General features: G+C 65.4%; 23 protein-coding genes. 8 read left to right on the top strand and 15 right to left on the bottom strand.

All coding sequences use genetic code 11. The features are described 5' to 3' along the window. Window positions 1-77 precede the first annotated feature (77 nt). From ACXZ1M_RS27645 to ACXZ1M_RS27685, 9 genes are all read right to left on the bottom strand, one after another. On the bottom strand, window positions 78-3089 hold the full coding sequence (locus ACXZ1M_RS27645; RefSeq protein WP_459050791.1) for a diguanylate cyclase: 3012 nt from the start codon (window positions 3087-3089) through the stop codon (window positions 78-80). A 224-nt stretch (window positions 3090-3313) separates the two neighbouring features. After that, window positions 3314-3595 (bottom strand): DUF1971 domain-containing protein, encoded by a 282-nt coding sequence (locus ACXZ1M_RS27650; RefSeq protein WP_459050792.1) that lies wholly within the window; start codon window positions 3593-3595, stop codon window positions 3314-3316. Between the two features lie 17 nt (window positions 3596-3612). Further along, window positions 3613-3990, bottom strand: a complete 378-nt coding sequence (locus ACXZ1M_RS27655; protein ID WP_459050793.1) for a group III truncated hemoglobin — start codon at window positions 3988-3990, stop codon at window positions 3613-3615. Beyond that, a complete protein-coding gene (locus ACXZ1M_RS27660) occupies window positions 3932-4534 on the bottom strand; it encodes a hypothetical protein (protein WP_459050794.1) in 603 nt (200 codons plus the stop codon). Before ACXZ1M_RS27660 ends, ACXZ1M_RS27655 begins: the two co-directional genes overlap by 59 nt. After that, window positions 4531-5199 carry an SCO family protein gene (locus ACXZ1M_RS27665; RefSeq protein ID WP_459050795.1) on the bottom strand — a complete coding sequence of 223 codons (669 nt, stop codon included), beginning with the start codon at window positions 5197-5199 and terminating at the stop codon, window positions 4531-4533. Before ACXZ1M_RS27665 ends, ACXZ1M_RS27660 begins: the two co-directional genes overlap by 4 nt. Further along, on the bottom strand, window positions 5171-5755 hold the full coding sequence (locus ACXZ1M_RS27670) for a c-type cytochrome (protein WP_459050796.1): 585 nt from the start codon (window positions 5753-5755) through the stop codon (window positions 5171-5173). Before ACXZ1M_RS27670 ends, ACXZ1M_RS27665 begins: the two co-directional genes overlap by 29 nt. After that, window positions 5752-6339 carry a cbb3-type cytochrome c oxidase subunit II gene (locus tag ACXZ1M_RS27675; RefSeq protein ID WP_459050797.1) on the bottom strand — a complete coding sequence of 196 codons (588 nt, stop codon included), beginning with the start codon at window positions 6337-6339 and terminating at the stop codon, window positions 5752-5754. Before ACXZ1M_RS27675 ends, ACXZ1M_RS27670 begins: the two co-directional genes overlap by 4 nt. 1 nt (window position 6340) lies before the next feature. After that, window positions 6341-7888, bottom strand: a complete 1548-nt coding sequence (locus ACXZ1M_RS27680) for a cbb3-type cytochrome c oxidase subunit I (protein ID WP_459050798.1) — start codon at window positions 7886-7888, stop codon at window positions 6341-6343. 126 nt (window positions 7889-8014) lie between these two features. Further along, window positions 8015-11554, bottom strand: coding sequence for a CHASE domain-containing protein (locus tag ACXZ1M_RS27685; protein ID WP_459050799.1), 3540 nt, complete (start codon window positions 11552-11554; stop codon window positions 8015-8017). 115 nt (window positions 11555-11669) lie between these two features. On the opposite strand from ACXZ1M_RS27685, the gene ACXZ1M_RS27690 reads away from it, so the two are divergent. From ACXZ1M_RS27690 to ACXZ1M_RS27710, 5 genes are all read left to right on the top strand, one after another. Then, the gene (locus ACXZ1M_RS27690) at window positions 11670-13463 is read left to right on the top strand and encodes an ATP-binding protein (RefSeq protein ID WP_459050800.1); all 1794 of its coding nucleotides are present in this window, start codon (window positions 11670-11672) and stop codon (window positions 13461-13463) included. Window positions 13464-13544: 81 nt separating this feature from the next. Further along, on the top strand, window positions 13545-13964 hold the full coding sequence (locus ACXZ1M_RS27695; protein ID WP_459050801.1) for a DUF2141 domain-containing protein: 420 nt from the start codon (window positions 13545-13547) through the stop codon (window positions 13962-13964). An 11-nt stretch (window positions 13965-13975) separates the two neighbouring features. Continuing rightward, window positions 13976-15385, top strand: a complete 1410-nt coding sequence (locus ACXZ1M_RS27700; RefSeq protein WP_459050802.1) for a carotenoid oxygenase family protein — start codon at window positions 13976-13978, stop codon at window positions 15383-15385. Next, window positions 15382-16569: a sensor histidine kinase gene (locus ACXZ1M_RS27705; protein WP_459050803.1), complete on the top strand. Its 1188-nt coding sequence runs from the start codon at window positions 15382-15384 to the stop codon at window positions 16567-16569. Before ACXZ1M_RS27700 ends, ACXZ1M_RS27705 begins: the two co-directional genes overlap by 4 nt. A 20-nt stretch (window positions 16570-16589) precedes the next feature. Beyond that, entirely contained in the window at window positions 16590-17360 is a 771-nt protein-coding gene (locus tag ACXZ1M_RS27710) for a LytR/AlgR family response regulator transcription factor (protein WP_459054083.1), read from the top strand. 3 nt (window positions 17361-17363) lie between these two features. Here the strand turns inward: ACXZ1M_RS27710 and purT are convergent, their stop codons facing one another. After that, window positions 17364-18572, bottom strand: a complete 1209-nt coding sequence (gene purT / locus ACXZ1M_RS27715; protein ID WP_459050804.1) for a formate-dependent phosphoribosylglycinamide formyltransferase — start codon at window positions 18570-18572, stop codon at window positions 17364-17366. A gap of 14 nt (window positions 18573-18586) precedes the next feature. Then, window positions 18587-19342 (bottom strand): DUF481 domain-containing protein, encoded by a 756-nt coding sequence (locus tag ACXZ1M_RS27720; protein ID WP_459050805.1) that lies wholly within the window; start codon window positions 19340-19342, stop codon window positions 18587-18589. 139 nt (window positions 19343-19481) lie between these two features. Between ACXZ1M_RS27720 and ACXZ1M_RS27725 the strand changes: the two genes are divergently transcribed. Next, the gene (locus ACXZ1M_RS27725) at window positions 19482-19877 is read left to right on the top strand and encodes a DUF4124 domain-containing protein (RefSeq protein WP_459050806.1); all 396 of its coding nucleotides are present in this window, start codon (window positions 19482-19484) and stop codon (window positions 19875-19877) included. On the opposite strand, the gene ACXZ1M_RS27730 is transcribed toward ACXZ1M_RS27725, so the two are convergent. Next, window positions 19864-20772: a LysR family transcriptional regulator gene (locus tag ACXZ1M_RS27730; protein WP_459050807.1), complete on the bottom strand. Its 909-nt coding sequence runs from the start codon at window positions 20770-20772 to the stop codon at window positions 19864-19866. The genes ACXZ1M_RS27725 and ACXZ1M_RS27730 overlap by 14 nt on opposite strands. A 94-nt stretch (window positions 20773-20866) precedes the next feature. Between ACXZ1M_RS27730 and ACXZ1M_RS27735 the strand changes: the two genes are divergently transcribed. Further along, window positions 20867-21799 carry an NAD(P)H-binding protein gene (locus ACXZ1M_RS27735; RefSeq protein ID WP_459050808.1) on the top strand — a complete coding sequence of 311 codons (933 nt, stop codon included), beginning with the start codon at window positions 20867-20869 and terminating at the stop codon, window positions 21797-21799. Here ACXZ1M_RS27735 and ACXZ1M_RS27740 read toward each other — a convergent pair whose 3' ends face one another. Further along, window positions 21800-22612 (bottom strand): beta/gamma crystallin-related protein, encoded by an 813-nt coding sequence (locus tag ACXZ1M_RS27740; RefSeq protein WP_459050809.1) that lies wholly within the window; start codon window positions 22610-22612, stop codon window positions 21800-21802. Window positions 22613-22685: 73 nt separating this feature from the next. Next, window positions 22686-23144: an Lrp/AsnC family transcriptional regulator gene (locus ACXZ1M_RS27745; protein WP_459050810.1), complete on the bottom strand. Its 459-nt coding sequence runs from the start codon at window positions 23142-23144 to the stop codon at window positions 22686-22688. A gap of 118 nt (window positions 23145-23262) precedes the next feature. Between ACXZ1M_RS27745 and ACXZ1M_RS27750 the strand changes: the two genes are divergently transcribed. Then, complete coding sequence (locus ACXZ1M_RS27750) at window positions 23263-23544, top strand: hypothetical protein (protein WP_459050811.1); 282 nt, start codon at window positions 23263-23265, stop codon at window positions 23542-23544. On the opposite strand, the gene ACXZ1M_RS27755 is transcribed toward ACXZ1M_RS27750, so the two are convergent. Then, entirely contained in the window at window positions 23532-24827 is a 1296-nt protein-coding gene (locus ACXZ1M_RS27755; protein WP_459050812.1) for an NCS2 family permease, read from the bottom strand. The genes ACXZ1M_RS27750 and ACXZ1M_RS27755 overlap by 13 nt on opposite strands. Window positions 24828-24918: the final 91 nt, after the last annotated feature.

The following is a 24918-nucleotide window of genomic DNA, read 5'->3' on the forward strand; positions in this document are numbered from 1 at the left end:
AATGTCACAATTGCGTTGTGGTTTGGCAACGGTATCGCAATGATACCGCTTCCACGTGATGCAAACGGCAAGCTTACCTAAAGGGCATCCGCCAAGTTGCCAGTGTGTCGCTGGTGGCCGAGCTGGACTTGCATGACACAATTCCGCCCACTGTCCTTGGCGCGGTACAGGGCCTGGTCGGCGGCCTTGAGCAGCAGCTCCGGCCCCTGTTTGTCGCTTGGGACGATGGACGCCACGCCGATGCTGACGGTGACGCAGCCGCTGCCGGTCACGCTGCGTTCATGCGGGATGGCCAGCGCCTCGATCGCCGCGCGGATTTTCTCCGCCATCTCGGCGGCCTGCATTGCGCCGTTGAGCGGCGCGATGAAGGCGAATTCCTCGCCGCCGTAGCGCGCCGCGACGTCGGCGGCGCGGTGCACGCCATCGGCCAGCACGCAGGCCACCTGGCGCAGGCAGGCATCGCCGGCCTGGTGGCCGTAGCTGTCGTTGTAGAGCTTGAAGCAGTCGACGTCGACCATGGCCAGGGCCAGCGGTTCGCCGGCGCGCTGGGCGCGGCCCCATTCGCGCGCCAGCGCCTCGTCGAAGCTGCGGCGGTTGGCCAGGCCGGTCAGCGCATCGGTGGAGGACAGGGCGGTCAGCTTGCGGTTGGACTCCTCCAGCTCCTTGGTGCGTAGCGCCACCAGGGCTTCGAGCCGCTGTGCGCGCCGGTGCAGCGCCTGTACACGCAACCGGTACAGTACCGCCATGGCGACGATCACCAGCAGGATTGCACCGGTACGGAACCACCAGGTGCTCCAGAACGGCGGCGTGACAGTGATCGGCAGGACGAACTCCGCGCTGACCATGCCCTTGTGGGTGTAGGCCAGCAGGTGGAAGCGGTAGCTGCCCGGCGCCAGGTTGGTGTAGCTGGCGACCGGCTGGCTGGCGTCCGCCCGCACCCATTGGCGGTCGAAGCCCTCCATCCAGTAGGCGTAGGTGTTGCGCTTGGGCGCGGCGTAGTGCAGGGCGGCGAATTCCAGCGTCAGCACGGCGGCGCTCCACGGCACGGTCAGGGCGCGCGGGTTGCTGACCGCGCCCTCCAGTATCACGCCCTCGGGGCGCTGGCCCTGGCTCAGCGAACGATCGTAGATGCGGATGTCGCTGATGGTGGCCGGCGGCACGGTTGGCGTGCGCAGCGGCAGCTCCGGATAGACGGCGGTGATGCCGGTGGTGCCGCCGAAATACAGGCGGCCGTCGTTGGTGCGGGCGGACGACGACTGGTGCAGGCCGTCGGTCAGCCCATCGTCGGCAGAATAGTGGGTAAAGGCGCCGGTGTTGGGATCGAGCCGCGACAGGCCGCGCACGGTGCTGATCCAGAGGATGCCGGCGCGGTCGCTTTCGATCGATTCGATCAGCACCGCGCCGGGATCTCCGGGGCCGGTGTAGCGATGGAATTGCGGCGTGCCGTCCTTGCCCGGCACCATGCGGTTCAAGCCGCGTGCGGTGCCGATCCAGATGGTGCCGACCATGTCCTCGTACAGGCAGGTGATCTTGTCGCTGCTGATGCTGTCGGGCCGCTGCGGATCGTGGCGGAAGTGCTGGAAGCGGCCGTCGTTGTCGGCCATCATATCAAGCCCGCTGCCGCGGAAAAACTCGCCGACCCAGACCCGCCCCTGGGCGTCCTCCAGCACTGCGCTGGCTTCGCTGATGCTGCGGCTGTCCGGCTGGCCGTCGCTGTGGACGTAGCGCCGCATGGCGCCGTCGGCCGGGTCGTAGCGCATCAAGCTGGCGCCGGTGCCCAGCCACAGCACGCCGCCGCGTCCCGGCGCGATGGTGTTGACGAAGTTGTCGGCCGCGATATCGAAACGCACGGCGGACAAGCGGCCGTTGTGCGGGTCCAGGCGGTTCAGGCCCTTGGAGGTGCCGATCCACAGCGGTCCGTTTTCCGGCTGCTGGTACAGGCTGTAGACCGAGTTGTGATTCAACGCGCCGTTCTTGCTGGTAGTGGTGTAGTGCTGGACGATGCGCTTGGCCGCCGGATCGAACAGCAGCAGGCCGTCGTCCACGCCCAGCCACATGCCGCCGTCCTGCGCGGCCGCCATGCTGCGCACGAAGTTCGAGGACGGGAAGCTCTCCGGTGCGATGTCGCGCGGGATAATGCGTTCCAGGCCGTAGTTGCCCAGGTTGGCGCGCCATACGCCGTCGGTGAAGCTGCCCAGCCACAGGGTGCCGTTGCGGTCTTCCATCACCGCGTTGACGGCGTTACTGGGCACGCTATGCTTGTCTTCCGCGCGATGGGTATAGGTCTGCACGTGCACCATGTCCAGCGTCCAGCGCAGCAGTCCTTCGGTGCGGGTGCTGACCCAGACGTTCTGGTGATTGTCGAAATAGATGGCGTTGACGCGGCCACGCACGCCGTCCAGGCGCCGGCGCTCGCTCCACGGCGTGCCGCTTTGCCAGACCACCAGGCCGGCGTCGGTGCCCAGCCACAGGCGGCCGTCCGGGCCGAAGCGCATGGCGCGCACGTCGTTCAGTTTGGGATCCGGCTGCTGTTCGGAGTCCAGCCGCAGATGCGTGAAGCCCTGCGCGCCGGCGGCCAGATAGCTCAGGCCTCCGGGCCAGTTGGCCGCCCACAGGCCGCCGGCGGCGTCCATGGCGATGGCGTTGACGTCGTTGTGGGCGATGGCGTCGCGACGGGCGGGATCGGCCTGGTACATGCGGAACTTGCCGCTGGCCGGGTCAAGGTGCTGCAAGCCGCCCCATGTCGCCAGCCACAGACCGTGTGCGCCGTCGCCGACGATGTGGCGGATGATGCGCGTGTTGCGCTGCGCCGATGGCGGCAGGTAGCGGGTGAAGCCGTTGGTCTCCGGCTCGAAGCGCGCCAGTCCTTCGTCGGTGCCGATCCAGATGCGGCCCTGGCTATCTTCGTGCAGCGAGCCGACGCGGCCTGCCGGCAGGCTGGCGGGATTGGCGGGATCGTTGGTGTAGCGCACGGCGCGGCGGCCGTTGTGGCGAAACAGCCCGCCCTCGACGGTGCCGATCCAGATGTAGCCCTGGCGGTCCTGCAGCAGCGACATGATGGACTGGCTGTCCGGCCCGAGGGATTCCATCGCCTCGAAGGTCAGCGGAAGTTTGGCCGGTGCGGCAGCGCGGCAGGGCGCGAGCAGGCAAACCAGCAGTAGAAAACAAAATGAAAATCCGGGTAATCGCATCGATAAGAGACATTTGGTGAGAATTACGCGCTGAGTTGAATATCTGCGCGCGGCACTCAAACGTCAACATATTTCGTGCGGCTGTGGCGTGCCTGCACACCTGTTGTTAATAAATCTGATGTTTAGCGGTGAAAGTCCACTTGAAAACGTACCGGACCGACCAGCTGGACTTCATGTTCGATCTGCGGCTCGACGACGCCGGCTTGTTCGGGCGTGAGCAGCACTTCTTCCGGCGCCACGCGGGCGTCGGTGATACGGTATAGCAGGCTGCCTTCGACGATGGTGATGCGGCCCCATACGCCGGCGGCGGTGGTGTGTGCGCGCTGCAGCGCGGCGGGCGTGGTGGCTTCGGTGAAGATGCCCGTGCTTTTGTAGTGGGCGACGGTGTCGGGGATGCTTTTCATGGTGAGGCTCCTGGTGTTTATGCGACTTTCACTTCGCCGAAAAAGCCGTATTGCAGGCTGGCGGCGATGCGGCGTGAGACGATCTGGAATTCAGCGGCGTCTTCGGCGCTGAACATGCGGGTGGTGGTGGCGTCGAATAGCTGCAGCCAGCGTCGGAAGTGTTCCGGCTCGATGCCGCTCAACGCCATGTGCTTGCCGTAGACATTGCCCTGGAAGCCGCGCTTGCCCAGCATGACGGTGGACCAGAAGTCGACCATGCGCGCCAGGTGGGGTGTCCAGTTCTGGCCGATCGCCAGGTTGAAGACCGGACCCAGTTCGGGATCGGCGCGGATGGCGTCATAAAATTCGTGGACCAGGGTGGTGATCGATTCGGGATTCAGGTTCAGGTGCGACATGGTTGGTTTCTTTCTTGGAGTGGAGACGCCAGCCCCAGAGGAGGGCGATGGCGATCGATGCGCACACCAGTGCGGCCCCGGTGGCGATCTGGTCGTCCAGCAGGTAGGCGTTGCACAGGCGTTGCGGCATGTTCTGGTATTGGATGCCGGCGATGGCGGTCATCCAGCTGAGGTTCCCCATGTAGAACAGCTGGACGATCCAGTTGGCGCGTTGCAGCGAGCCGGGGAGGATGGCGCCCAGGGCGGTCAGGGAGACGAATTTAGCCGCTTCGATCAACGGGTCGGTGATGCTCAGTTCCAGCGCGCGCGGGATCATCCAGTAGGCGCTGATGAAGAGCAGGGCGGTCAGGCCGGTGACGCCATGCTGGTCGACGGCGGCGATGCGGGAGCGGCCGTGCAAGGCGCTGGCCAGCAACCAGCCGGCCGCCACCAGTAGCGGCAGTTGCAGCAGCATGTGGCGCAGCATGGAAGCCTCCAGCCACACGCGCGGCAGCGCTGCGGCCAGCAGACATGCCACCGCGAGGGCGAGGCGGAGCGGACTCACAGCTGGTCTCCCGGCGCGGCCGCGCGACGGGCCATGGTGGCGGCATGTTCCAGCGCCTGGGCTGGATTGTCGTAGTCCGTGATCTGCGCCACGCGGCCGTCGCGGTCGATCAGGTGGAAGGCCGCGTTGTGCTGGAATTCGCCCATCTGCGCGGGCAGCACGACGATGCCGAACGCATCGAGCAGCGCCTTGCGTTCGTCCGCCCGGTCCACGCCGACCATGCGCCACAGCGCCGGATCGGCGTGCTGGCGCCGCGCATACGCCGCCAGCACCGAAGGCGTATCGCGCGGATCGAAGCTGATGCTGAGCAGCCGCACATCATTCTGCAAGCCGCGCTTGCGTATCTCATCCTGCAACTGCTGGTACTCGCTGCCCAGCACCGAACACACTGCATTGCAGCTGCTGTAGATGAAGGTGACGATCGCCACGCGGCCGTCGGCTTGCAGCAGGCCGCCGAGCCATGCCGCATCCGGCGCGTGCACCGCCACATCCGGCACGGCCAGCGGCGCGCGGCTGATCGCCAGTCGGCGGCCGTCCTCGGTCGACACCACCTCAAAACCCATCGAGCCCTGATGCAACGCCGCCGTGCCCAGGCCGCACACCAGCAGCATAGCCGCCAGCGTCGGCGCCAGCGAGCTACTGTTTGAGTGGCGCCAGTTCTTCATCACCACTCCATGAATCTTTGCGGTCCTTGCCCGCCTCGCGTTCGGCCTTGACCACATCAGCGCCGATCTTGCCGGCGCTGTTACCGAAATTCGTGCGGATATACGTGAGCACCGCCGCGATCTCGGCGTCGTTCAGCTTGTCCTTGAAAGCCGGCATCTGGCCGCTGTACGCCACATCCTTGACCGTCAGCTTGCCGCTCACGCCATGCAGCAGGATGTTCACGGGCAGCTTGTCCGCGCCCAGCACCCACTCTGAACCGCCGAGCGGCGGGAACACGCCGGGCAGGCCGGCGCCGCTGGCCTGATGGCAGGCCACGCAGTTGGCCGTGTAGATTTGCAGACCGTCGGCCGCGCCGCCGGCGCCGGCCGGTTTACCCTCCAACGTCGACATGGTGCGCTGGTCGCCCAGCTCCGGCGCATCGTCGCCCTGCGTCAGGACGATGTAACCAACCGCCCACACCACGATCGCCGTCACCACCAGCAGTACCAGGCGCGGCACCGGACGGTTGCGTTCATACGGATCGGGATTTTCACGCGCGCGCGGATCGTGGCTCATTTCCGTTTCCCCTCGAAGACGGGATAGGTGTGATCCAGTCCCTGCATATAAGTCACCAGGTCCAGCGCCTCCTGCCGCGCCACCACCACCTTGCCCGGCGGCTTATAACCAGGCGGCAGCGTCAGCACGCGGTCGCCCGGTTCGGCCTTGTCCTTCACCTCGAACAGATATGGATAGGAAGGCATGATGGAGCCAGGCGTGTAGGCGCGCGGCTGGTACAGGTGGCCCAGGTGCCAGTCCTGGCTCGGCTGGCGCGCGCCGATGTTGAACAGGTCAGGCCCGGTGCGCATGGTGCCCAGCAAATGCGGCTTGTCGTAGTGGTAGTCGCCGGCAACCGAGGCGCGGCCCCAGCCCCGCTTGTCGTCCGGCGCGAAGGCGCGGTCGCGCGGCTGCTGCGAGTGGCAGTAGATGCAGCCGTTGGCGATATACACCTCGCGTCCGCGCAACTGCGCCGACGTGTACGATTTGAGGCCGGCCGGCGGTTCCACCGGCTTAAGCTGCAGGAACGGCACCACCACCAGCGCCGACGTGGCAAGCGCCAGCGTGACCATGGCGCCGCTCAGTAGTTTGAGTTCGTCGTTCATGTCACGCTCCCGCCAATTTCGAAGTATGCAGCAGCGCTGCGCCGGTGCGCGCCGGGCCGTAGCGGAACACCATCGCCAGGAAGTGGCCGGCGAACACCACGTGCCCCAGCGTCATGACGGCGCCGCCCAGCGAACGGCTCTTCAGATACGGCAGCGTGACGGCGACCGAATCCATGAAAGGCTTGGCGGCATCCAGCATCGCGAGCCCTTGCAGCCAGCCGCCGATGCTCAAGCCGATGAAGTAGACCGAGAAGCCGGCCACCACCAGCCAGAAATGCGCGGCGATCAGGCTCGGATAAGGCCACTCCCACGACATCACGCGCGGCATGACGAAGTAGATCGCGCCGAACATCACCATGGTGAAGAAGCCGTACAGGCCTAGGTGCGCGTGCGCCACCGTGAAGTGCGTGAAGTGCGCCACCCGGTTCACCGCGCGCAGCGCCTCGATCGAGCCCTGGATGGAACTGAGCGTGTACATCATGCCGCCCAGGACGATGAAGCGCAGCGTCGGCGAGTAGATCAGCCGCGAGAAGTGGCCCTTCATGGTCAGGTGCTGGTTGACGGTGAACGAGATCACCGGCACCACCATCATTACGCTCTGCACGATGGAGAGCGTAATCAGCCATCCCGGCACCGGTCCGCCGATCAGGTGGTGGCCGCCGACCTGGCCGTAGAAGAAGGCCAGCGTCCAGAAGCCCAGCAGCGACAGGTTGTACGACTGCACCGGCCGGCCGATGATCTTGGGCAGGAAGTAGTAGACCGAGGCCAGCGCCATCGGCGTGTAGAACAGGCCCAGGACATTGTGGCCGAACCACCAGTTCATGGTGGCCTGCTGCACGCCGAAGTGCGTGGCCGGCAGGTTCCCGATCAGGAACAGGATGGGGAACCAGAACAGGGCCGCGCCCATGTACCAGACCGACACATACAGGTGATCGACCTTGCGCGCCTGCAGCGTGTACACCAGCGGTAGTCCCATCAGGGCGCCGCCGGCGACGATCAGCACATCGACCTGCCAGGGAATCTCCAGCCACTCCATGCCGTCGGTGATGCCGGCGGCGATGCAGCCCAGGCCCGCGATCAGACCCGCGTTCCACAGCATGCAACCGAGGATGGCGTAGCGGCCGCCGAGCAGGGGCGTCTTCAGCAGGCGTGGCAGCAGCCAGTAGGCCACGCCGAAGGCCGCCATCGGCGCCCAGCCGTAGGCGATGATGTTCAGGTGGATGGTGCGGATGCGGCCGAAGGTCAGCCAGGCCTGTTGCACCAGCCAGTCCGGTTCATGCAGCTTGATGGAGCTGGTGAGGCCCGCCAGCGAACCGGCGATCAGCCACACCACGGCGCAGGACAGGAAGATGAAGGTGATGACAGCGGTGGAGCGGTCCGCCGCTTCGCGGTCCGGCGGCACGCTGCCGCCGATCTCGCCGGGATTAAAAATGACCTCGGCGGCCTCCGAGGACGGATCGAACAGGCGTTTGCGCAGCGACCAGATAAACACGAACAGACCGGTAATCGACAGCACAAACGAAGACAGAAGTATCGTGACTGTATCCATGATTTTTGCAATGACTTAAAGAAGTAAATGAAATACTACATTAAATATGGCATTTGTTCAATCAGGATCGATGATAGAAGAATCGACGAATAGCAGTATAGACCCCGAAAGAGGTATGGCAACCGTTCAGCGGCCGGCGGCGGCCTTCGGCGTGGCGGGCAAGTTACGGGCGATGACGCGCAACATTTCGTCGACATCGATAGGCTTCGCAATGAAGTCGTTCATGCCGCAGGCGATGCACTGCTCGCGCTCGGAGGCCATCACGCCTGCGGTCATGGCCAGCACCGGCAGGTGCAGTCCGAGTTCGGCGCGGATTTTGGTGGTCGCCTCGAAGCCGTCCATTTCAGGCATCTGCACGTCCATCAGCACGATGTCGTAGCGGTGGGCGTCGGTGCGCAGGCGTTCGACCGCCGCGCGGCCGTTGTCGACCGCTTCGATCACGGCGCCGGCGTAGGTCAGCATGCTGTTGGCCACCAGCTGGTTGACCGGATTGTCCTCCACCAGCAGGATGCGCACGCCGTCCAGGCGCTGGTCGCCGTTGTCGGTATCGGCCAGCAGCGGGGCGCCGCCGCCTTCGCGCGCGTGGGCTTGCGCCTGGTGCAACGTGTCGGCCAGGCGGATCAGGGTCACGGGCTTGAGCAGCACGGCGTCCGCCGCCTGCGCGCCGTCGGTGTGCAGCAGCTTGCCCTGGCCGAAGGCGCTGATCATCAGGATCACCGGCAGGCGGGCGATGCTGGCGTCGGCGCGTATCGCCTCCATGGTCGCCAGGCCGTTCATGCCGGGCATGTTCCAGTCCACCAGCACCGCGTCGTAGCGCACCGTTGGCGTGCGCAGCCGCGCCAGCGCCTGTTCGCCGGTGGCCGCGCAGTCGCAGTTCCAGCCGCGTGCGCGGATGGTGCGGCACAGGTAGTCGGCGCTGGTGTGGTCGTCGTCGACGATCAGCAGATGCTGGACCGGGCCGATGGCGGGCGTGGTGTCCGTGCTGACCTGCAGCGGCACGGTGAGCATGAATTCACTGCCTGCTCCCGGTGTGCTGTGGACGTCGATGGCGCCGCCCATCAGGGTGGCGATGCGGCGCGAGATGGCCAGTCCCAGGCCGGTGCCGCCGAAGCGGCGCGTCATCGAGGCATCGGCCTGCGAGAAGGGCGCGAACAGCGCCTGCAGGCGGTCGGCGTCGATGCCGATGCCACTGTCGCGCACCGTGAAACGCAGCGTGGCCGGCGCCTCGGCCAGCTCCACCAACACCGAAATCGATCCTTTCTCGGTGAACTTGATCGCGTTGCCGACCAAATTGATCAGCACCTGCTGCAGCCGGTGGCCGTCGCCGACCAGCGCCTGCGGCACGCCCGGCTGCACGCCGATGGCCAGCTCCAGGTCCTTCTCGCCGCCGTTGACGGTCATGATGGTGGCGATTGCCTCCAGCATGGCGGACAGCTGGAACGGCGACGGCGACAGCTCCATGCGGCCGGCCTCGATCTTGGAGAAGTCGAGGACGTCGTTCAGGATGCTGAGCAGGGAATTGCCGGACGACCGTATCATCTCGACGTACTTGAACTGCTCCGCCGACAGCACGGTATTGCTCAGCAAATGCGTCATGCCCAGCACCGCGTTCAGCGGCGTGCGGATCTCGTGGCTCATGTTGGCGACGAATTCGCTCTTGGCGCGGCTGGCCGCTTCGGCCTGGTCGCGCGCGGCGATCAGCGAGCTTTCCGATTCGCGCAGCGCGCCGGTCATTTGCCGCGCCAGCGCGGTGGCGTAGGCCTGGCGCGCGGTCAGGGCCCGCACCACGCCGAAGAACAGCAGGCTGATAATCACACCGGCCAGCAGTACGATGTGCGACTTCTGGCGGTCGATGGCGTTCTCGAACGCCGGCTGCGACGAGAAGCGCAGCGTCCATTGGTGCTGCAGCAGGTCCAGCGGGATGGTGCGCAGGTAGGGATTGGGATACTGCTTGCGGTCCGCCGGCTCGCTCACATTGGTGTAGAGCAGGGTGTCGGGCGAGGGCTGGGCGCCGTCGAAAATCTCCAGCCGCACGGTCTTGTCGGCGGGGCCGAGCAAGTCGAGCATCAGTTCATCGGCGCGGATCGGGCTGTAGGCGTAGCCTTGCAGCGCCGCCATGCGCTGGTCGGCGCTGGCGTCGCGGGTCAATTGCGCCAGCTTGCGGTAGATCGGGAAGTACACCAGGAAGCCGGGCAGGCCGGTCTTTCCCTCTTCCTGCACCAGCACCACCTTGGCGGTCATGGCCGGCGCGCCGCTGCGCGCAGCCTGCAGCAAGGCGGCGCGGCGCTTGGGTTCGGACATCATGTCGTAGCCGAAGGCGCGCAGATTGCGTCCGGCGAAAGGCTCGATATACATCACCACGGCGGATACCCCGGGATCGTTGGCGCCTTGGGTGTTGTTCCAGATGTGGAAGTCTTCGTAGCCCTGGTAGCGGATGGCATGTTCGGTTTCGGTGCGCTGGTCGGCGCGCAGGTGCATGGCGTAGCCGAGGCCCATCACGCCGGGGAAGTTGTTATGCAGGTCCATGCCCTCGACGAAATCGCGCCACTGGTCGCGGGTGGGCTCCTGCTGCGCCTTGAACAGCGCCTGGGCGCCGCGCAGGCCCGATTCGTAGAGCGCCATGCGGCGGCTGATGCGGCGGGCGATGTCGGTGCATTCGGCGTCGAATTGCTCCTGCGCGCGGCGCTCGGCGCCCACCGCCAGCAGGTTCCACACCGCCACCGTCAGGCCGACGCCGATCAGCAGCGTGCCCCATTGGGCGGCGCTGTAACTGACTTTGTCGCCGGCGCGCTTGCGTTCACTGGCGTCGGCGCACAGCACCATGGCGATCAGGCTGCACAGCATGATGAAGCTGACCAGCGAGATCAAGGCGTCGTTGAGCGTGCCGACCGCGAACGGCCCGCGCCCGTTGATGGTGCCGAACACCGCGCCTCCGGCGGCGATGAGGCACACCAGGCTGGCGCCGCGCAGTCCGTGGCGGTAGGACGACCAGGCGATCGCCAGCACGAACAGGTAGGGCAGCCATCCCAGGCCGTCCTCGTAGGAATAGCGGCGGCCGAAGACGGCCACCGACAGCGCCACCAGCACCAGCAGCGACGCGGCGATCTCCAGCGCGCGGGGCCAGCTCCAGCGCGGCCGCCGGCGCACGCACCAGATCAGTATCGCCGGACCGACCAGCAGCACGCCGGCGGTGTCGCCGACCCACCACGTGAGCGCGATGGTGTTGTAGGCGGCGGCCGGCGCCAGGCCGCTGAGCACCAGCGTGGCGCTGCCGATGCCGGCGCTGACGGTGCACATGGCCATGGCCACCAGCGCGAATTTGTACACGTTCTGCTGCTGGCCCATGGGCTGCTTGACGTCGAAGTAGCGCCGTACCAGCCACACGCCGCTCAGTCCCTCCAGCGTATTGCCGGCGGCGATAATCAGGGAGGCCGTGAGCACGGTGGCATCCAAGGGCAGGCCGTTGGCGTTGAAGGAGACCAGGTTGGCCAGCAGGGCGCCCACGAAGATCGCCGGCCAGGCGCGGTATCCCATCAGCAGCAGGGCGGCGAAGGCGATGCCGGAGGGCGGCCAGACCGGCGTTGCGTTGGTGTGGGCGAACGCCAGCAGCAGGCTGGCGCGGGCAATCAGGGCGTAGCACAGCGTGAGAAGCATCAACGCGCGCATGACGGATTCTGGGGTTGTCTGTGATGAGCCACTATAGCGTAAATATTGCCACAATGGTTTGGCATTCGGGCCGCGACAGGTTATATTTTGCCATCTTGTTCATAGCGAGTTAACCTTGTCTCTGCCCGCCAACGATGCCCTGATTGTCTCCGTGTCGCTTGTCTTCGCCGCGCTGGTCGGGCTGCTGTCCGTGGTGGTCGTCGCCCGCCAGAAGGCCGAGCGCGCGGCGGCCCAGTTGCGCGGCGCCGAAAGCGAACGGCGGTCGCGCGTGCTGGCCGATGCGCTGCCGCTGCTGATTGCCTACCTGGACCGCGACCTGCGCTACCGCTTCGCCAACGACTATTACCGCGCGCTGTGGGGCATCGAGCCGCAATCGATGCTCGGCAAGACCGTCAGCGAGGTGTTCGGCGCGGCGGCCGAGCCGTGGCTGGACGAGCTGCGCGCCGCGCTGGCCGGCAGTCGCTTGCATTTCGAGCGCGACTTCGAAAGCGTGGACGGCGTGCGACACTTCCTGGTCGACCTGGTGCCCGATGTGCGGGCCGACGGCAAGGTGCAGGGCTGTTATCTGACCGCGATGAACATCACGGACCGCAAGAACAGCGAGCAGCGCGCCGAAGCGGCCAGCCGCGCCAAGAGCGAGTTCGTGGCGAATATGAGTCACGAGATCCGCACGCCGATGAACGCGGTGCTGGGCGTGGCCTACCTGATGGAAAACACGCCGCTGAGCGGCACGCAGAAGGAGTATGTCGGCATGATCCGCTCGTCCGGGCAGGTGCTGCTGGGGATTTTGAACGACGTGCTGGATTTCTCCAAGATCGAGGCCGGCCGCATGGAGCTGGCACCGGCCGCCTTCCGGCCGCGCGAGCTGCTCGATTCGGTGTCCAGCGTGATGGCGGTGAACGCCAGCGCGCGCGGCATCAACCTGGCCGTCACCGCCGACGCCGAGGTGCCGCAGGTGCTGGTGGGCGACGCCATGCGCTTGCAGCAGATCCTGATCAACCTGGTGGGCAATGCGGTCAAGTTCACCGAGCGCGGTGGCGTGACCGTCCGGATTTCGCTGGACAAGCCGCGTCAAGGCGATCATGTGAGCCTGCGGTTTTCGGTGCGCGACACCGGCATCGGCATGGATAGCGAGCAGCAAAGCCGTTTGTTCTCCGCCTTCAGCCAGGCCGACGCCTCGACCACGCGCCGTTTCGGCGGCACCGGGCTGGGACTGGCGATCTGCCGCCGCCTGGCGGAGCTGATGGGCGGGGATATCTCGGTGCGCAGCATGCAGGGCGCCGGCAGCGAGTTCGTGGTGACGTTGCCGTTCGTGGTCGGCGGCGCCGATGCGGTGGTGGATCAACCGGTGTGGCAGAACGCCGCCACGGACAGCTGGGGCCTGGTGCAGTCGCAGTCGCAGCCGTCGTCGCAAACGCGCGCGCCGGTCGCGCCGGAGACGCAGGATGCGCAGCCGGTGCCGGGCACGCCGCTTCCGGAGGTGCCGCTTACGGAGGTGCCGCTAGCGGACGATGCCGCGCGCCTGCAGGGACTGCGCTTGCTGCTGGTGGAGGATCATCCGCTGAACCAGGTGGTGGCACGCGGCATGCTGCAACATGCGGGCGCCAGCGTGGACCTGGTGGAGAACGGCCTGGAGGCGGTCGATCGCCTGCGCGAGCGCGCGGCCGACTACGATATCGTGCTGATGGACGTGCAGATGCCGGTGATGGACGGCTTCGAGGCCACCCGCCGCGTGCGCAAGGAATTGGGACTGAAATTGCCGATCCTGGCCATGACGGCGGGCGTGATGCAGTCGGAGCAGGAGCAATGCATCGCCGCCGGCATGGACGATTTCATCGCCAAGCCGGTCGATGTGGAGCAGATGCTGGACGCCATTTCGCGCCATCGGGCCGCACTTCGCGCGCCTTAGCAGCGCTTCGTCGCATGGCTGCGCACCGCCGCCGGGCCGCGGGTAAAGTGGCTTCACACTTCACCCACCCAGGAGCCCAGCATGTCCAAACTGACCTTCCCGCTGCTTGCAGCCGTTTTGGCCGCAGCCGCCTTGCCGGCCTTCGCCGCCGACCTGACCATCAACGTGGCCGGCGTGTCCGGCGCCGACGGCCAGATCATGGTCGCGGTCTACAACAGCGCCGAAACCTTCCCCTCCAAGCCTGTACGCGGGCTGGCCGTGCCGGCGCGGGACGGTGCGGTACAAGTGAAGCTGAGCGGCCTGCCGGCCGGCGATTACGCCTTCGCGATTTATCATGACGCCAACAACAACGGCAAACTGGATCGCAATCCGGTCGGCATGCCGACCGAGGACTACGCCTTCAGCAACAACGCAGTCGGCAAGCGCGGTGCGCCACGCTTTGAAGACGCCCGCATCGCGCTGCCGGCCGATGGCGCCAGCACCAGCGTCAATCTGCGCTGAGGGGAGCCGTCATGATCAACCGCCGCCAATTTCTCAGCCTGGCCGCACTGGGCTTGGCTTCCTTCCCCGTGCTGGCTTCCGATGGTGTCGGCGAGCTGTCCGGCGGCGCCACGCTGCTGGGCCGCTTGCCGCGTGACCTGAACGGGACCTTCTTCCGCAACGGGCCGGGACGCTACGAACTTGGCGGTGAACGGTATCGCCATCTGTTCGACGGCGACGGCTTTGCCCAGCGCTGGCATATCGCCGACGGCAAGGTAAGCCACATCGGCCGCTTCGTCGCCACCCGCAAGTTCGAGGACGAAAGCAGGGCGGGGCGCTTCCTGTATCCGGCCTTCGGCACCTATTTCGGCCGCAAGGCCGTCAAGAACAACGACAGCGTCAACGCCGCCAACACCAATCTGCTGCCGTTCAACGGCGCGCTGTACGCGCTGTGGGAGGGCGGCTCCGCCACCGAGCTCGATCCGCAAACGCTGGCCACGCGCGGAATCAAGACCTGGCGCGCCGATCTCAAGGCCATGCCGTTTTCCGCCCATCCCAAGCAGGACCCGGACGGCGGCCTGTGGAACTTCGGCGCCATGTCCGGTACCGACCAATTGATCATCTACCGGCTGAACGCCAGCGGCGAGGTCACGCACACCGCCATGCTGCCTGTGCCGCATTTGAATATGGTGCACGACTTCGTGGTCAGCGGCCGCCACCTGATCTTTCTGCTGGCGCCCTACGACATGCAGGCCGCGCCCGAGCGCAGCCTGGCCGAAAGCATGCAGTGGGCCGGCGCGCAGCGTCCCATGCGCGCGCTGGTGATCAGCAAGGACACGCTGGCCTTGCGCCAGGTGTTCGAGCTGCCGGCGCGTTCGGTTTTCCATTTCGGGAACGCTTACGAAGACGGCGCCTGCACGCGTTTCGACGCCGTGCTGCACGACGACGACGCGCTGCGCCATACCACCTTGGCCGAGCGTGAACAGCGGCGCAGGGTTGCGGACCACCCCAGCGCCACGGTGCAGATTACGCTGGACTACGCCAGCGGCACGGCGCGCGAAGCGCGGCTGTTCGGCGCCAGCGAGTTCCCGCGCGTAGCGCCGCAAGTGGTCTCCGCGCGCCATCGCAAGCTGCTGGTGCTGGGCGCCGGCGACCTCGATGCGGTGCTGAACAGCGTCAACCTGATCGACACCGACAGCGGCAAAGTGGACGGCTACGCCTTCGGCGCCGGTTGGGAAGTCGAGGAGCACATCCTGGTGCCGCGCCGTGGCGCGCGTTCGGAAACCGACGGCTATGTGGTGGGCGTGGCGCAGGACCGGCACCACGGTCAAACCGTGCTGACAGTGTTTGATGCGCACAACATCAAGGCCGGACCGATGGCGCTGGCGCGCTTGCCCTATCGCGCACCGCTTTGCTTTCATGGTAACTTTCTGGCGACATGAAAAAATCTACCTCCTGCACCACCGGGCCAAACGCCCCTCCGCCGTTGTCGCACCCGATGGAGCTGTTTCCGTTCTTCCGGCGCTGGCCGCATTCGAAGCTTCGCAACCTGCTGTACACCCTGATCTGGAGCAGCGGCATCGGCATCGTGGTCGCTGCGGTGCAGGGCGTCCTGTGGCGCGGCGACGGGTCCTTTCTGCACTATCTTGGCCCGACGCTGCTGATGTCCACGCTGATCGGCTTAACAATGCACGCCGGGACGGTGCTGGCCGACCGCCTGCTGGACGGCTGGCCGCGCCGCGCGTCGGTGATTCCGCGCGTGTTGTTCAGCATGACGCTGATGGGCTTCAGCATGTTGTTCGGCGTCGGCCTTGGCAGCATGATCTGGAACGGTGTCGATCCCTTCAAGATGCTGTCGAACCGCAGCGTGTTGATGGAGCTCTTGATTATTGCGCTTGGCGTGGGCCTGCTGCTGTACCTCGTGCGCAGCTCGGCCGAACGCCGCTACGAGCGCGCCGTGGCCGAGGCGACACGGCAGGCGTTGATCTCTTCCACCGAGCGCATGCTGGCCGAAGCACGCCTGCGCGCCTTACAGGCGCAGATCGAACCGCACTTCCTGTACAACACGCTGGCGAATGTGCTTAGCCTGATCGGCACCCGGCCGGCGCAGGCGCAGCACATGCTGGAGCGCTTCATCGACTACCTGCGTGCCAGCCTTGCCGCCAGCCGCAGCGAGGAAGCGACGCTCGATTCCGAAATGCGCTTGATCGCCGCCTATCTGGACGTGCTGACGGTGCGCATGGGGGAGCGGCTGCGTTATCGCATCGAACTGCCGGATGAACTGCGGCAGTTCCGTATCGCCCCCATGCTGCTGCAGCCGGTGGTGGAGAACGCCATCGCGCACGGGCTGGAACCGAAGGTGGAGGGCGGCGAGATCGTCGTCAGCGCCCGCATCGAAGGCGAGCATGTGTGCTTGCGCATCAGCGACACCGGCGCCGGCCTGAATGAATCCGCGCCGCGCAAGCCCGGCGGCGGCGTGGGACTGAGTAATCTGCGCGAGCGCCTGCGCAGTTTGTACGGCGCCGGCGCCAAGGTAGAATTACTGGAAAATCAACCTTGCGGCATGACGGTGCGCCTGATGCTGCCTTTGAATGCGAGTTCGACATCGATACCATCCGCGCCCTGATTGCAGACGACGAAGCCCATCTGCGTGAGTACCTGGAAGGCCAGCTGAAAAGCGTATGGCCGGAACTCCGCGTGGTCGCGCGTGCCGCCAACGGCCTTGAAGCGCTGCGCATGATCGATGAGGAAGCGCCGGACGTGGCCTTCCTCGATATCCGCATGCCCGGCCTGACCGGGCTGGATGTGGCGGCGCGGCTGGCCGAAGGCGCCAAGCCGCCGCACATCGTGTTCGTGACGGCGTTCGACCAGTACGCGGTGGAGGCGTTCGAGCATTCGGCGGTGGACTACCTGCTCAAGCCGGCCAGCCTGGAACGGCTGGAGAAGACGGTGGCCAAATTGAAGGCGCGTTTCGCCGCGCCGGTTGCGGCTGCGGCTCCGGCGGTGCCGGCGGACGCGCTGCAGGCTTTGTTAGCGCATCTGGCCGCGTCGCCCGCAGCTGCGTTGGCACAGGCGCCGGCGCCCGCCGCCGCGCCGCTGCAATGGATACGCGCCACGCACGGCGAAGAAACGCGCCTGATTCCGATCGAAGAAGTGATCTACTTCCAGAGCAACGACAAATACACCAGCGTGTTCGTGGCCGATGGCGAAAGCCTGATCCGCACGCCGATCAGCAAGCTGCGCGAGCAGCTCGATGAACAGCAGTTCTGGCAGATACACCGCAGTGTGATTGTGGCCGCGCGCCACGTGGCGGGCACGCGGCAGGATTTTCGCGGCCGCTTGATGGTGCAGCTGAAAGGCCGCCCGGAACAGCTGGTCGTCAGCCGCAACTACGCAGATCTGTTCCGGGGGATGTAGGAATTACTTGATGACCGGCTTCACGCGCGACGCCGCTTCCTTGGCGTTGACGCGTGCGGTGTCGACGTCGTCGGCGGTGGTCAGCGCCACGCCCATGCGGCGGCGTGCGAACGACTCCGGCTTGCCGAACAAACGGATGTCGCTGTTCGGCACGCGCAGTGCGTCGGCCACGCCTTCAAAGGCGATGCCTGCCGCTTCGTGCTGGCCGTAGATCACGGCCGAAGCGCCCGGCGCCTTCAACGCCACGTTGACCGGCAGGCCGAGGATGGCCTTGGCGTGCAGTTCGAACTCGCTTTGCACCTGCGTCGCCATGGTCACCATGCCGGTGTCGTGCGGACGCGGGCTCACTTCCGAGAACCACACCATATCGTTCTTGACGAACAGCTCCACGCCGAACAGGCCCAGGCCACCGAGGTCGCCGGTCACCTTGGCGGCGATGTCGCGCGCGCGTTCCAGCGCCAACGGGTCCATGCGGCATGGCTGCCACGATTCGACGTAGTCGCCTTGCACCTGCACGTGGCCGATAGGGTCGCAGAACTGCGTGACGACCTGGCCGTCCGCCCCCAGCGAACGCACGGTCAGCAGGGTGATTTCGTAGTCGAAGTCGATGAAGCCTTCGACAATCACGCGGCCGGAATCGACGCGGCTGCCGGCGGCGGCATAGTCCCACGCGGCCTTCACTTCGGCGGCGCTGTCGATCTTCGACTGGCCTTTGCCCGACGACGACATCACGGGCTTGATCACGCAAGGGAAGCCCACGGCTGCGGCGCCGGCTTCCAGTTCTTCCAGGCTGCTGGCGAAACGGTAGGGCGAGGTGGCCAAGCCCAGCGTTTCGGCGGCCAGGCGGCGGATGCCTTCGCGGTTCATGGTCAGCTGCGCGGCGCGCGCGGTCGGGATGCAGGTGATCTTGCCGGCTGCTTCCAGCTCCGCCAGTTTGTCGGTGGCGATGGCCTCGATCTCCGGTACCACCAGGTCCGGCTTCTCCTGTTCGATCAGCGCGGCCAGCGCGGCGCCGTCGGTCATGTTGATGACGTGGGCGCGGTGCGCCACCTGGTGGCCCGGCGCATTCGGATAACGGTCGACGGCGATCACTTCCACGCCCAGGCGCTGAAGCGCGATGATGACTTCCTTGCCGAGTTCACCGGAGCCGAGCAGCATGACTTTGGTGGCGGTTGGGGACAGGGGCGTGCCGAGGGTGCGTGGAGTGTTCATGATTCGTTTTAAAGTTAGAAGGAGTAAACCAGCGTGACCGAAGTTTGTGTATCGGTGTTCTTTTTATCGGCCGGCACGACGGTGTCGTTGCGGACGTTGAAGGCCGCCTTCATCTGCATCGTGCTGTTGATCTTGGTGAGGATGGCCGTTTCGGCGATGGAGTGCATATTCGAGGTGCCGCGTTCCACGCTCAGGTTCTGGCGGAACTGCGCGTTCTCGCTCAGTTTCCATTTCAGGGCGGCCGCGCCACGGATGGTCATGCCGTTTTCGACGATGCCTTCCGAGCGCACGCCACGGAAGTAGCCCGGACCGATTTCCACGTCCAGCGTGTGCGTGTCAGACTGGTAGGTCTGGGTGCCGTAGCCGACGCCGATGGTCGAGTAGCGGGTGTATGCGCCGAATCGGTCGTCCACGTGGGTGGCCAGCGCGAACAGTTTTCCGTGGTCGTCTTCCAGCAGCTTGTAGCCCGCCTTGGCGGACGCCGAGTAGCGCTGCGCCGAGCGCTCGCGCAATTTGGTGCCATCGTCGTCGGTGACTTCTTCGTCCTTGAAGTAGCCGGCCAGGATGTATTCGTTGCTCCACTTGGCCGTTTCCTGCTTGGCGTCGATCTTGCCGGTGACCGAAGTGCCGACCGTGTTGCCGGAGGTGGAGATGGCGCCCAGTTCGGCGGAGGTGTTCCAGCCGCTGGGGTTGACCGGGTCTATCGAGTCGGCGGCTGCGGCGTGACCGCCGGCCAGCGCAAGCGCGGAGAGGATCAGGACAGATTTCATGAGCGTGCGTATTGCTGAGAGAAGGCGGTATTGTACCCGACATAGAGCGACAATGCCGCATTCAGGGGTGTGCGAGGCCGCACAGACCGCACCTGCGCCGAGGTAGATGATGGAGTCACTTATCAAAGGGGCATCGATCATGAAACTCATTCTATGCGCGGCTTTCGCCGTGGCCTGCGGCGGCGCTGGCGCAGCGGTCAACAAATGTGTGGATCAGGAAGGGCATGTGCTGTTTACGGACGCGGATTGTCCGCAGTCAGCTCAACAGGAACAGTCGCCGGCGCCAGCCGAATCGGTTGCGCCATCGTCGGACGTATTGGCTTCGGTTTCGGCCGCGCCATCGGCCGAACCGTCGGGTCCACCGGTGCTGTCGCGCGTGGTTGCGCCGGCGCCGCGCAGCCGCTGGGCTGATCTGCCATCGTCCACGGTGCGCAGCACCGCCAGCGTCGATTCGCTGACGCTGCGCACCGCGCATCAGACCATGCAGATGCAGGATGAGCTGCACAAGTCGCGTCGCCTGGTCAGTTCCCGTTAATGTAGTCGTCCAGTCCTGCGGCCAGCGCGCTATAGACGGCGGCGCAGGCAGGATTGGCGCGCAGGTTCTCGTGCATGGCCAGCCAGGTATCGAGTGGAATGGTCAGCAGTTCCGGCACCACGCGCACCAGCGCCGGATCACGAGCCGCCAGCCGCACCTGGCAGATACCGATGCCCAGGCCGGCGCGTATCGACGCCAAATGAACCAGATCGCTGTCGCTGCGCACCGCGTAGTGGCAGCCCGCCAGGCCGCTTAGCAGCGGCTGTAGTTTGCGCGTGAAGGCATTCTCACTGTCGATGCCGATCAGCGTGTGCCGCGCCAGTTCCTCCCAGGAGCGCGGCGTGCCGTGGTGCTCCAGATAATCACGCCTGGCGTGAAACCCCAGATCGATATTGCCGATGCGGCGCGCGACCAGCACATCTTGCTCCGGGCGCTGCATGCGCACGGCGATGTCGGCGTCGCGCCTCAACAAATTCTCCATGCGGTTCGATACGGCCAGTTCGATGGTCAGACCCGGATGGCTGGCGCGCAATCGCGCCAGGATAGTCGGCAGCACCTCCACGCTCACCACCTCACTGGCCGTCACGCGCACGGTGCCTTGCAGCTGCGCGTCCGCGCCGCGTCCCAGGCCCGAGGCGGCGCGTAGCAGGGCGGAAGAGGCGGCGGCCAGCGTGTCCGCGTAGGGCTGTAGCGCGTGGGCGTCATCGGTGGCGATGAATCCGGATTGCGATCGGCTGAACAGCGACAGTCCTAGCGCCTGCTCAAGCGCGTCGATATGGCGGCCGACCGTGGGCTGGGTCAATCCGAGGGCGCGCGCGGCGCCCGATAGCGAGCCTTCGCGCAGTACGGCGAGGAAGGAGCGATACAAATCCCAGTCAGGTTCGGTCGAGTTCATACAAAATTGTATAGCTGCTATGCGGTTTTTGGTAATTTTCTTTTAACTCTCCTTGGGCGACACTGACTCCATCGCAATCAACAGGGAGAACGGCATGGAAGCATTGATACTGGGGGCAACCGGCGGCATCGGCGGCGAAGTGGCGCGTTTGCTGCTGGCGCGCGGCTGGCGGGTGAAGGCTTTGCACCGCTCGCAAACGGAAGGCGACGGCCTGGAATGGATCACCGGCGACGCCATGAACCGCGACGACGTGGTGCGCGCGGCGGCCGGCGTGCAGTTGATCGTGCATGCGGTGAATCCGCCGGGTTATCGCAACTGGGGCAGCCTGGTGCTACCGATGGTCGACAACACGATAGCCGCCGCGCGGGCGTCGGGTGCGCGCATCCTGCTACCTGGCACCGTCTACAACTATGGACCGGACGCTTTCCCGCATATCCACGAGGATGCGCCGCAACGTCCCCTCACGCGCAAAGGTGCGATCCGCGTCGAGATGGAACGGCGTTTGAAGGATAGTGGCGTGCCGGTGCTGATTGTGCGTGCAGGCGATTTTTTCGGCCCCAAGGCTGGCAATAGCTGGTTCGCGCAAGGGCTGGTCAAGCCGGGCGTGCCGCTGAAGGCGATCAGCAATCCCTCGGCGCCGGGCGTCGGTCATCAATGGGCCTACTTGCCGGACGTGGCGGAGACCATGGTGCGGTTGGTGGAGCGAGGCGACGCATTGCCGCTGTTTGCCAGCTATCAGATGCAGGGTCATTGGGATGCGGACGGCACGCAGATGGTCGCCGCGATTGCACAAGCGGCCGGCAAGCCGGCGTTGCGCGCGAGCGCGTTTCCCTGGTGGCTGACATTTGTGGCTGCGCCGTTCGTGCCGGTGTTCCGGGAATTGCGCGAGATGCGCTATCTGTGGCGCCAACCCGTGCGCATGTCGAATGCGCGCTTGCTGGCGGTGCTGGGCGTCGAGCCGCATACGCCGATCGACGCCGCAGTCCGCCGCACGCTGCAGGGATTGGGCTGCGTGACGGCGGGCTGATTACATGCGCGGTTCGCCGGTCTTGCTGTTGACGGCCACGGTGCGGCCCGGAGGCGTACTCATTTGCACGCGGTGTTCAACGCCGCGATAGTCATACGTCACGTCCCAGTATTCCGGCTTCTGGTTGGCGACGTTTTCGCAACGGCGCACGTCGCGCGCATAGCTATTGCTGTTGTTCCGGTTGGCGACGTTATTGCCGACCGCCGCGCCAGCGATAGCGCCGCCGGCCGTCGCGATATCGCGTCCGGTGCCGCCGCCAACCTGGTGACCCAGAATGCCGCCGATCAGGGCGCCGGCGATCACGCCGCCGGCGTTGGCGCCGCGCGATGGCTCGTTGACCTGTTCACGCTCAACCCAGCAACGTTGTTCCGGTTCGCCGACCACGGCGCGCACCGAGCGCACCGGCACTTCTATAATGCGCTCGCTTGGGCGACGGCGCCATTCATAGCTGGGTTGTTGCGCCACCGGTGGCGGTGCTTCGTTATCGTAGCGGTCACGCGCTTTGACCGGGCGCACCGACGAGATGCGGTTGTTCAGGCCCATGCCCTGCAGCGTTTCGTAGCTGCCGCGACGCAGCACCATGCATTGGCCGCGGAAGTTGGCGTCTTCGCAGACTTCCCATTGGCCGCGATCGATCACCACCGAGGAGGCGCGGTCGTTGAAGCCGTTGCGCGAGAGGTCGCGCACCTGGCCGTTGGCGGTGTAGGCGCGACCGCGCCAGCCGTCACCTTCATAGAATGTGATTTGTGCGAAAGCCTGGGTAGCCATGCCCATGGCGGCTGCCGCCACGGCGAGTTTGATCGTATTGTTCATTGTCTTCTCCTGATTGGATGAGCCCCGAATATGAACGCTTTTGACGGCGGCCTCTGTACGGTTCCGCACAAAGTCAGGGTTCGACCGAATAGGTGCGTTTCAGGCAGCGCAGCACGAAGGTGGAGCGGCTGTGTTTGAGGCCCGGCAGTTTGTACAGCTTCTTGCGCAGGAATTCCTCATAGCCCGCCGTGCCGGCGACGGCCACCTTGATCAGGTAGTCGTAGTCGCCGGTGAGCAGATAGGCTTCCATCACCTCCGGCAGTGTGGCCAGGGCCTGGCCGAATTTCTCGAAAATGTCGTCGTCATGCCGGTCCAGCGTCACTTCGATGATGACGGTGTCCGGGTAACCGAGTGCGCTCTGGCTGAGCAGCGCCGTGTAGCCCTCGATCATGCCGCCTTCTTCCAGCGCGCGCACGCGGTTCCAGCATGGCGTGGTGGAGAGGCCGACCTTTTCGGCCAGCTTGGTGTTGCTCAGGCGGCCGTCGTTGCGCAATTCGCGCAGGATGCGGCGATCCAGTTCGTCGATTTCCATAGGTATCCAGATAAATATTCCGGATATTTTACATTGGGCAGAGGATTATGCTGGAAATTGCGTAAATTCGTGGAAAATCAGGAAGCCTATTTTTGAGCTTTCCCGCTATTCTAAGAGCATGGATACCACACAAAAAAGCTACCGATTCTGCATCGAGCCCGATGCGCCCATCGCCACGCTGGAGGCGGCGTTGCAGGTGGTGCGTCGTCTGGATATTGAGTTGCGCGCCTTGCGCACCACCGCCACGCCGCTGGGCATGGAAGTGCAGATGCGTCTTGCTGCGCCGGAGGAAGATATTCTTACGCTATGCCGCATGCGGCTGCATAACCTGATCGGCGTGATGCCGATCAGGGAGATGCCGACACTGGTCGTGAATAATCAACGATATCAGGCGACGTAGCTGTACTTGAACAGGAAGACGATGGCGATCACCCACACCACCGGCTTGACCTGGCGCGCCTGGCCGGTCAGCAGTTTCAAAAGCGCATAGGTGATGAAGCCAAACGCGATGCCGTGTGCGATCGAGTAGGTGAAGGGGATCACCAGCGCGGTGATCGCGGCCGGCACGCTTTCGGTGGTGTCGCTCCAGTCTATGTCGATAAAGTCGCGCAGCATCAGGCAGGCGACGAACAGCAGGGCCGGCGCGGTGGCGTAGGCCGGCACCACGCCGGCGATCGGCGCGAAGAACAGCGCGGCCAGGAACAGCAGCGCGACCACCAGCGCGGTAAGGCCGGTGCGGCCGCCGGCCTGCACGCCCGCCGCGCTTTCAAGGTAGGCCGTGGTGCTGGAGGTGCCCAGCACGGAACCGGCGACGATGGCGCAGCTGTCGGCCAGCAGGGCCTTGTTCAGGCGCTCCATGCGGCCGTTCACCAGCAGGCCGGCGCGCGAGGCCACGCCCATCAGGGTGCCGGTGGCGTCGAACAGTTCAACCAGGAAGAACACCAGCACCACGTTGAGCAGGCCCAGATTCAGCGCGCCTTGCAGGTCGAGCTGGAACAGCGTCGGCGACACCGACGGCGGCATCGAGACGAAGCCGTGGAAGGTATTCCCGCCGAAGAAAAAGCTCAGCACCGTCACCGACACAATGCCGATCAACAGCGCCCCCGGTACTTTCAGGCGGTCCAGCGTGACGATCAGCAGGAAGCCGAAGATGGCCATGATGGTGTGCGGATTGTGCATGTCGCCCACGCGCACCAGCGTTTCAGGGCTGGCGACCACCAGGCCCGCGCTCTTCATCGCGATCAGGGCCAGGAACAATCCCAGGCCGACGGTAATCGCCACCCGCAACGAGCGCGGTATGCCGTTGACGATATGTTCGCGCACCTTGAACAGGCTGACGATGATGAACAAGCAGCCCGAGATGAACACCGCGCCCAGCGCCGATTGCCACGGCACGCCCATGCCGATCACCACCGCGTAGGCGAAGTAGGCATTCAGGCCCATGCCCGGCGCCATGCCGATCGGGTAATTGGCGTACAGGCCCATGATGATGGTGCCCAGCGCGGCGGCCAGGCAGGTGGCCACGAACACGGCGTCCTTGGGCACGCCGGCATCACCGAGGATGGCCGGATTGACGAAGATGATGTAGGCCATCGTCAGGAAAGTGGTCACACCGGCGATGATTTCGGTGCGAACGTTGGTGCCGTGTTCGGCGAGCTTGAAAAATTGGTTAAGTGACGGCATGCGCGCGCTCCTCCGAATACGTCGAGGGCGAAGAATAGCATGGATGAACGCAACAGTTCGTGGTGTCAAAAGGACAAAAAGATGTGATAAT

The sequence above is a fragment of the Duganella paludis genome (assembly GCF_054461335.1).

Bases quoted from the DNA above. Each gene is read 5' to 3' on its own strand.
- ACXZ1M_RS27650 (WP_459050792.1), bottom strand. From the start codon at position 3,595: ATGAAAAGCATCCCCGACACCGTCGCCCACTACAAAAGCACGGGCATC.
- ACXZ1M_RS27755 (WP_459050812.1), bottom strand. From the start codon at position 24,827: ATGCCGTCACTTAACCAATTTTTCAAGCTCGCCGAACACGGCACCAAC.
- ACXZ1M_RS27725 (WP_459050806.1), top strand. From the start codon at position 19,482: ATGAAACTCATTCTATGCGCGGCTTTCGCCGTGGCCTGCGGCGGCGCT.
- ACXZ1M_RS27750 (WP_459050811.1), top strand. From the start codon at position 23,263: ATGGATACCACACAAAAAAGCTACCGATTCTGCATCGAGCCCGATGCG.
- purT (WP_459050804.1), bottom strand. From the start codon at position 18,572: ATGAACACTCCACGCACCCTCGGCACGCCCCTGTCCCCAACCGCCACC.
- ACXZ1M_RS27665 (WP_459050795.1), bottom strand. From the start codon at position 5,199: ATGAAGAACTGGCGCCACTCAAACAGTAGCTCGCTGGCGCCGACGCTG.
- ACXZ1M_RS27700 (WP_459050802.1), top strand. From the start codon at position 13,976: ATGATCAACCGCCGCCAATTTCTCAGCCTGGCCGCACTGGGCTTGGCT.
- ACXZ1M_RS27745 (WP_459050810.1), bottom strand. From the start codon at position 23,144: ATGGAAATCGACGAACTGGATCGCCGCATCCTGCGCGAATTGCGCAAC.
- ACXZ1M_RS27730 (WP_459050807.1), bottom strand. From the start codon at position 20,772: ATGAACTCGACCGAACCTGACTGGGATTTGTATCGCTCCTTCCTCGCC.
- ACXZ1M_RS27655 (WP_459050793.1), bottom strand. From the start codon at position 3,990: ATGTCGCACCTGAACCTGAATCCCGAATCGATCACCACCCTGGTCCAC.
- ACXZ1M_RS27670 (WP_459050796.1), bottom strand. From the start codon at position 5,755: ATGAGCCACGATCCGCGCGCGCGTGAAAATCCCGATCCGTATGAACGC.
- ACXZ1M_RS27720 (WP_459050805.1), bottom strand. From the start codon at position 19,342: ATGAAATCTGTCCTGATCCTCTCCGCGCTTGCGCTGGCCGGCGGTCAC.
- ACXZ1M_RS27685 (WP_459050799.1), bottom strand. From the start codon at position 11,554: ATGCGCGCGTTGATGCTTCTCACGCTGTGCTACGCCCTGATTGCCCGC.
- ACXZ1M_RS27705 (WP_459050803.1), top strand. From the start codon at position 15,382: ATGAAAAAATCTACCTCCTGCACCACCGGGCCAAACGCCCCTCCGCCG.
- ACXZ1M_RS27680 (WP_459050798.1), bottom strand. From the start codon at position 7,888: ATGGATACAGTCACGATACTTCTGTCTTCGTTTGTGCTGTCGATTACC.
- ACXZ1M_RS27740 (WP_459050809.1), bottom strand. From the start codon at position 22,612: ATGAACAATACGATCAAACTCGCCGTGGCGGCAGCCGCCATGGGCATG.
- ACXZ1M_RS27675 (WP_459050797.1), bottom strand. From the start codon at position 6,339: ATGAACGACGAACTCAAACTACTGAGCGGCGCCATGGTCACGCTGGCG.
- ACXZ1M_RS27645 (WP_459050791.1), bottom strand. From the start codon at position 3,089: ATGGAATCCCTCGGGCCGGACAGCCAGTCCATCATGTCGCTGCTGCAG.
- ACXZ1M_RS27735 (WP_459050808.1), top strand. From the start codon at position 20,867: ATGGAAGCATTGATACTGGGGGCAACCGGCGGCATCGGCGGCGAAGTG.
- ACXZ1M_RS27695 (WP_459050801.1), top strand. From the start codon at position 13,545: ATGTCCAAACTGACCTTCCCGCTGCTTGCAGCCGTTTTGGCCGCAGCC.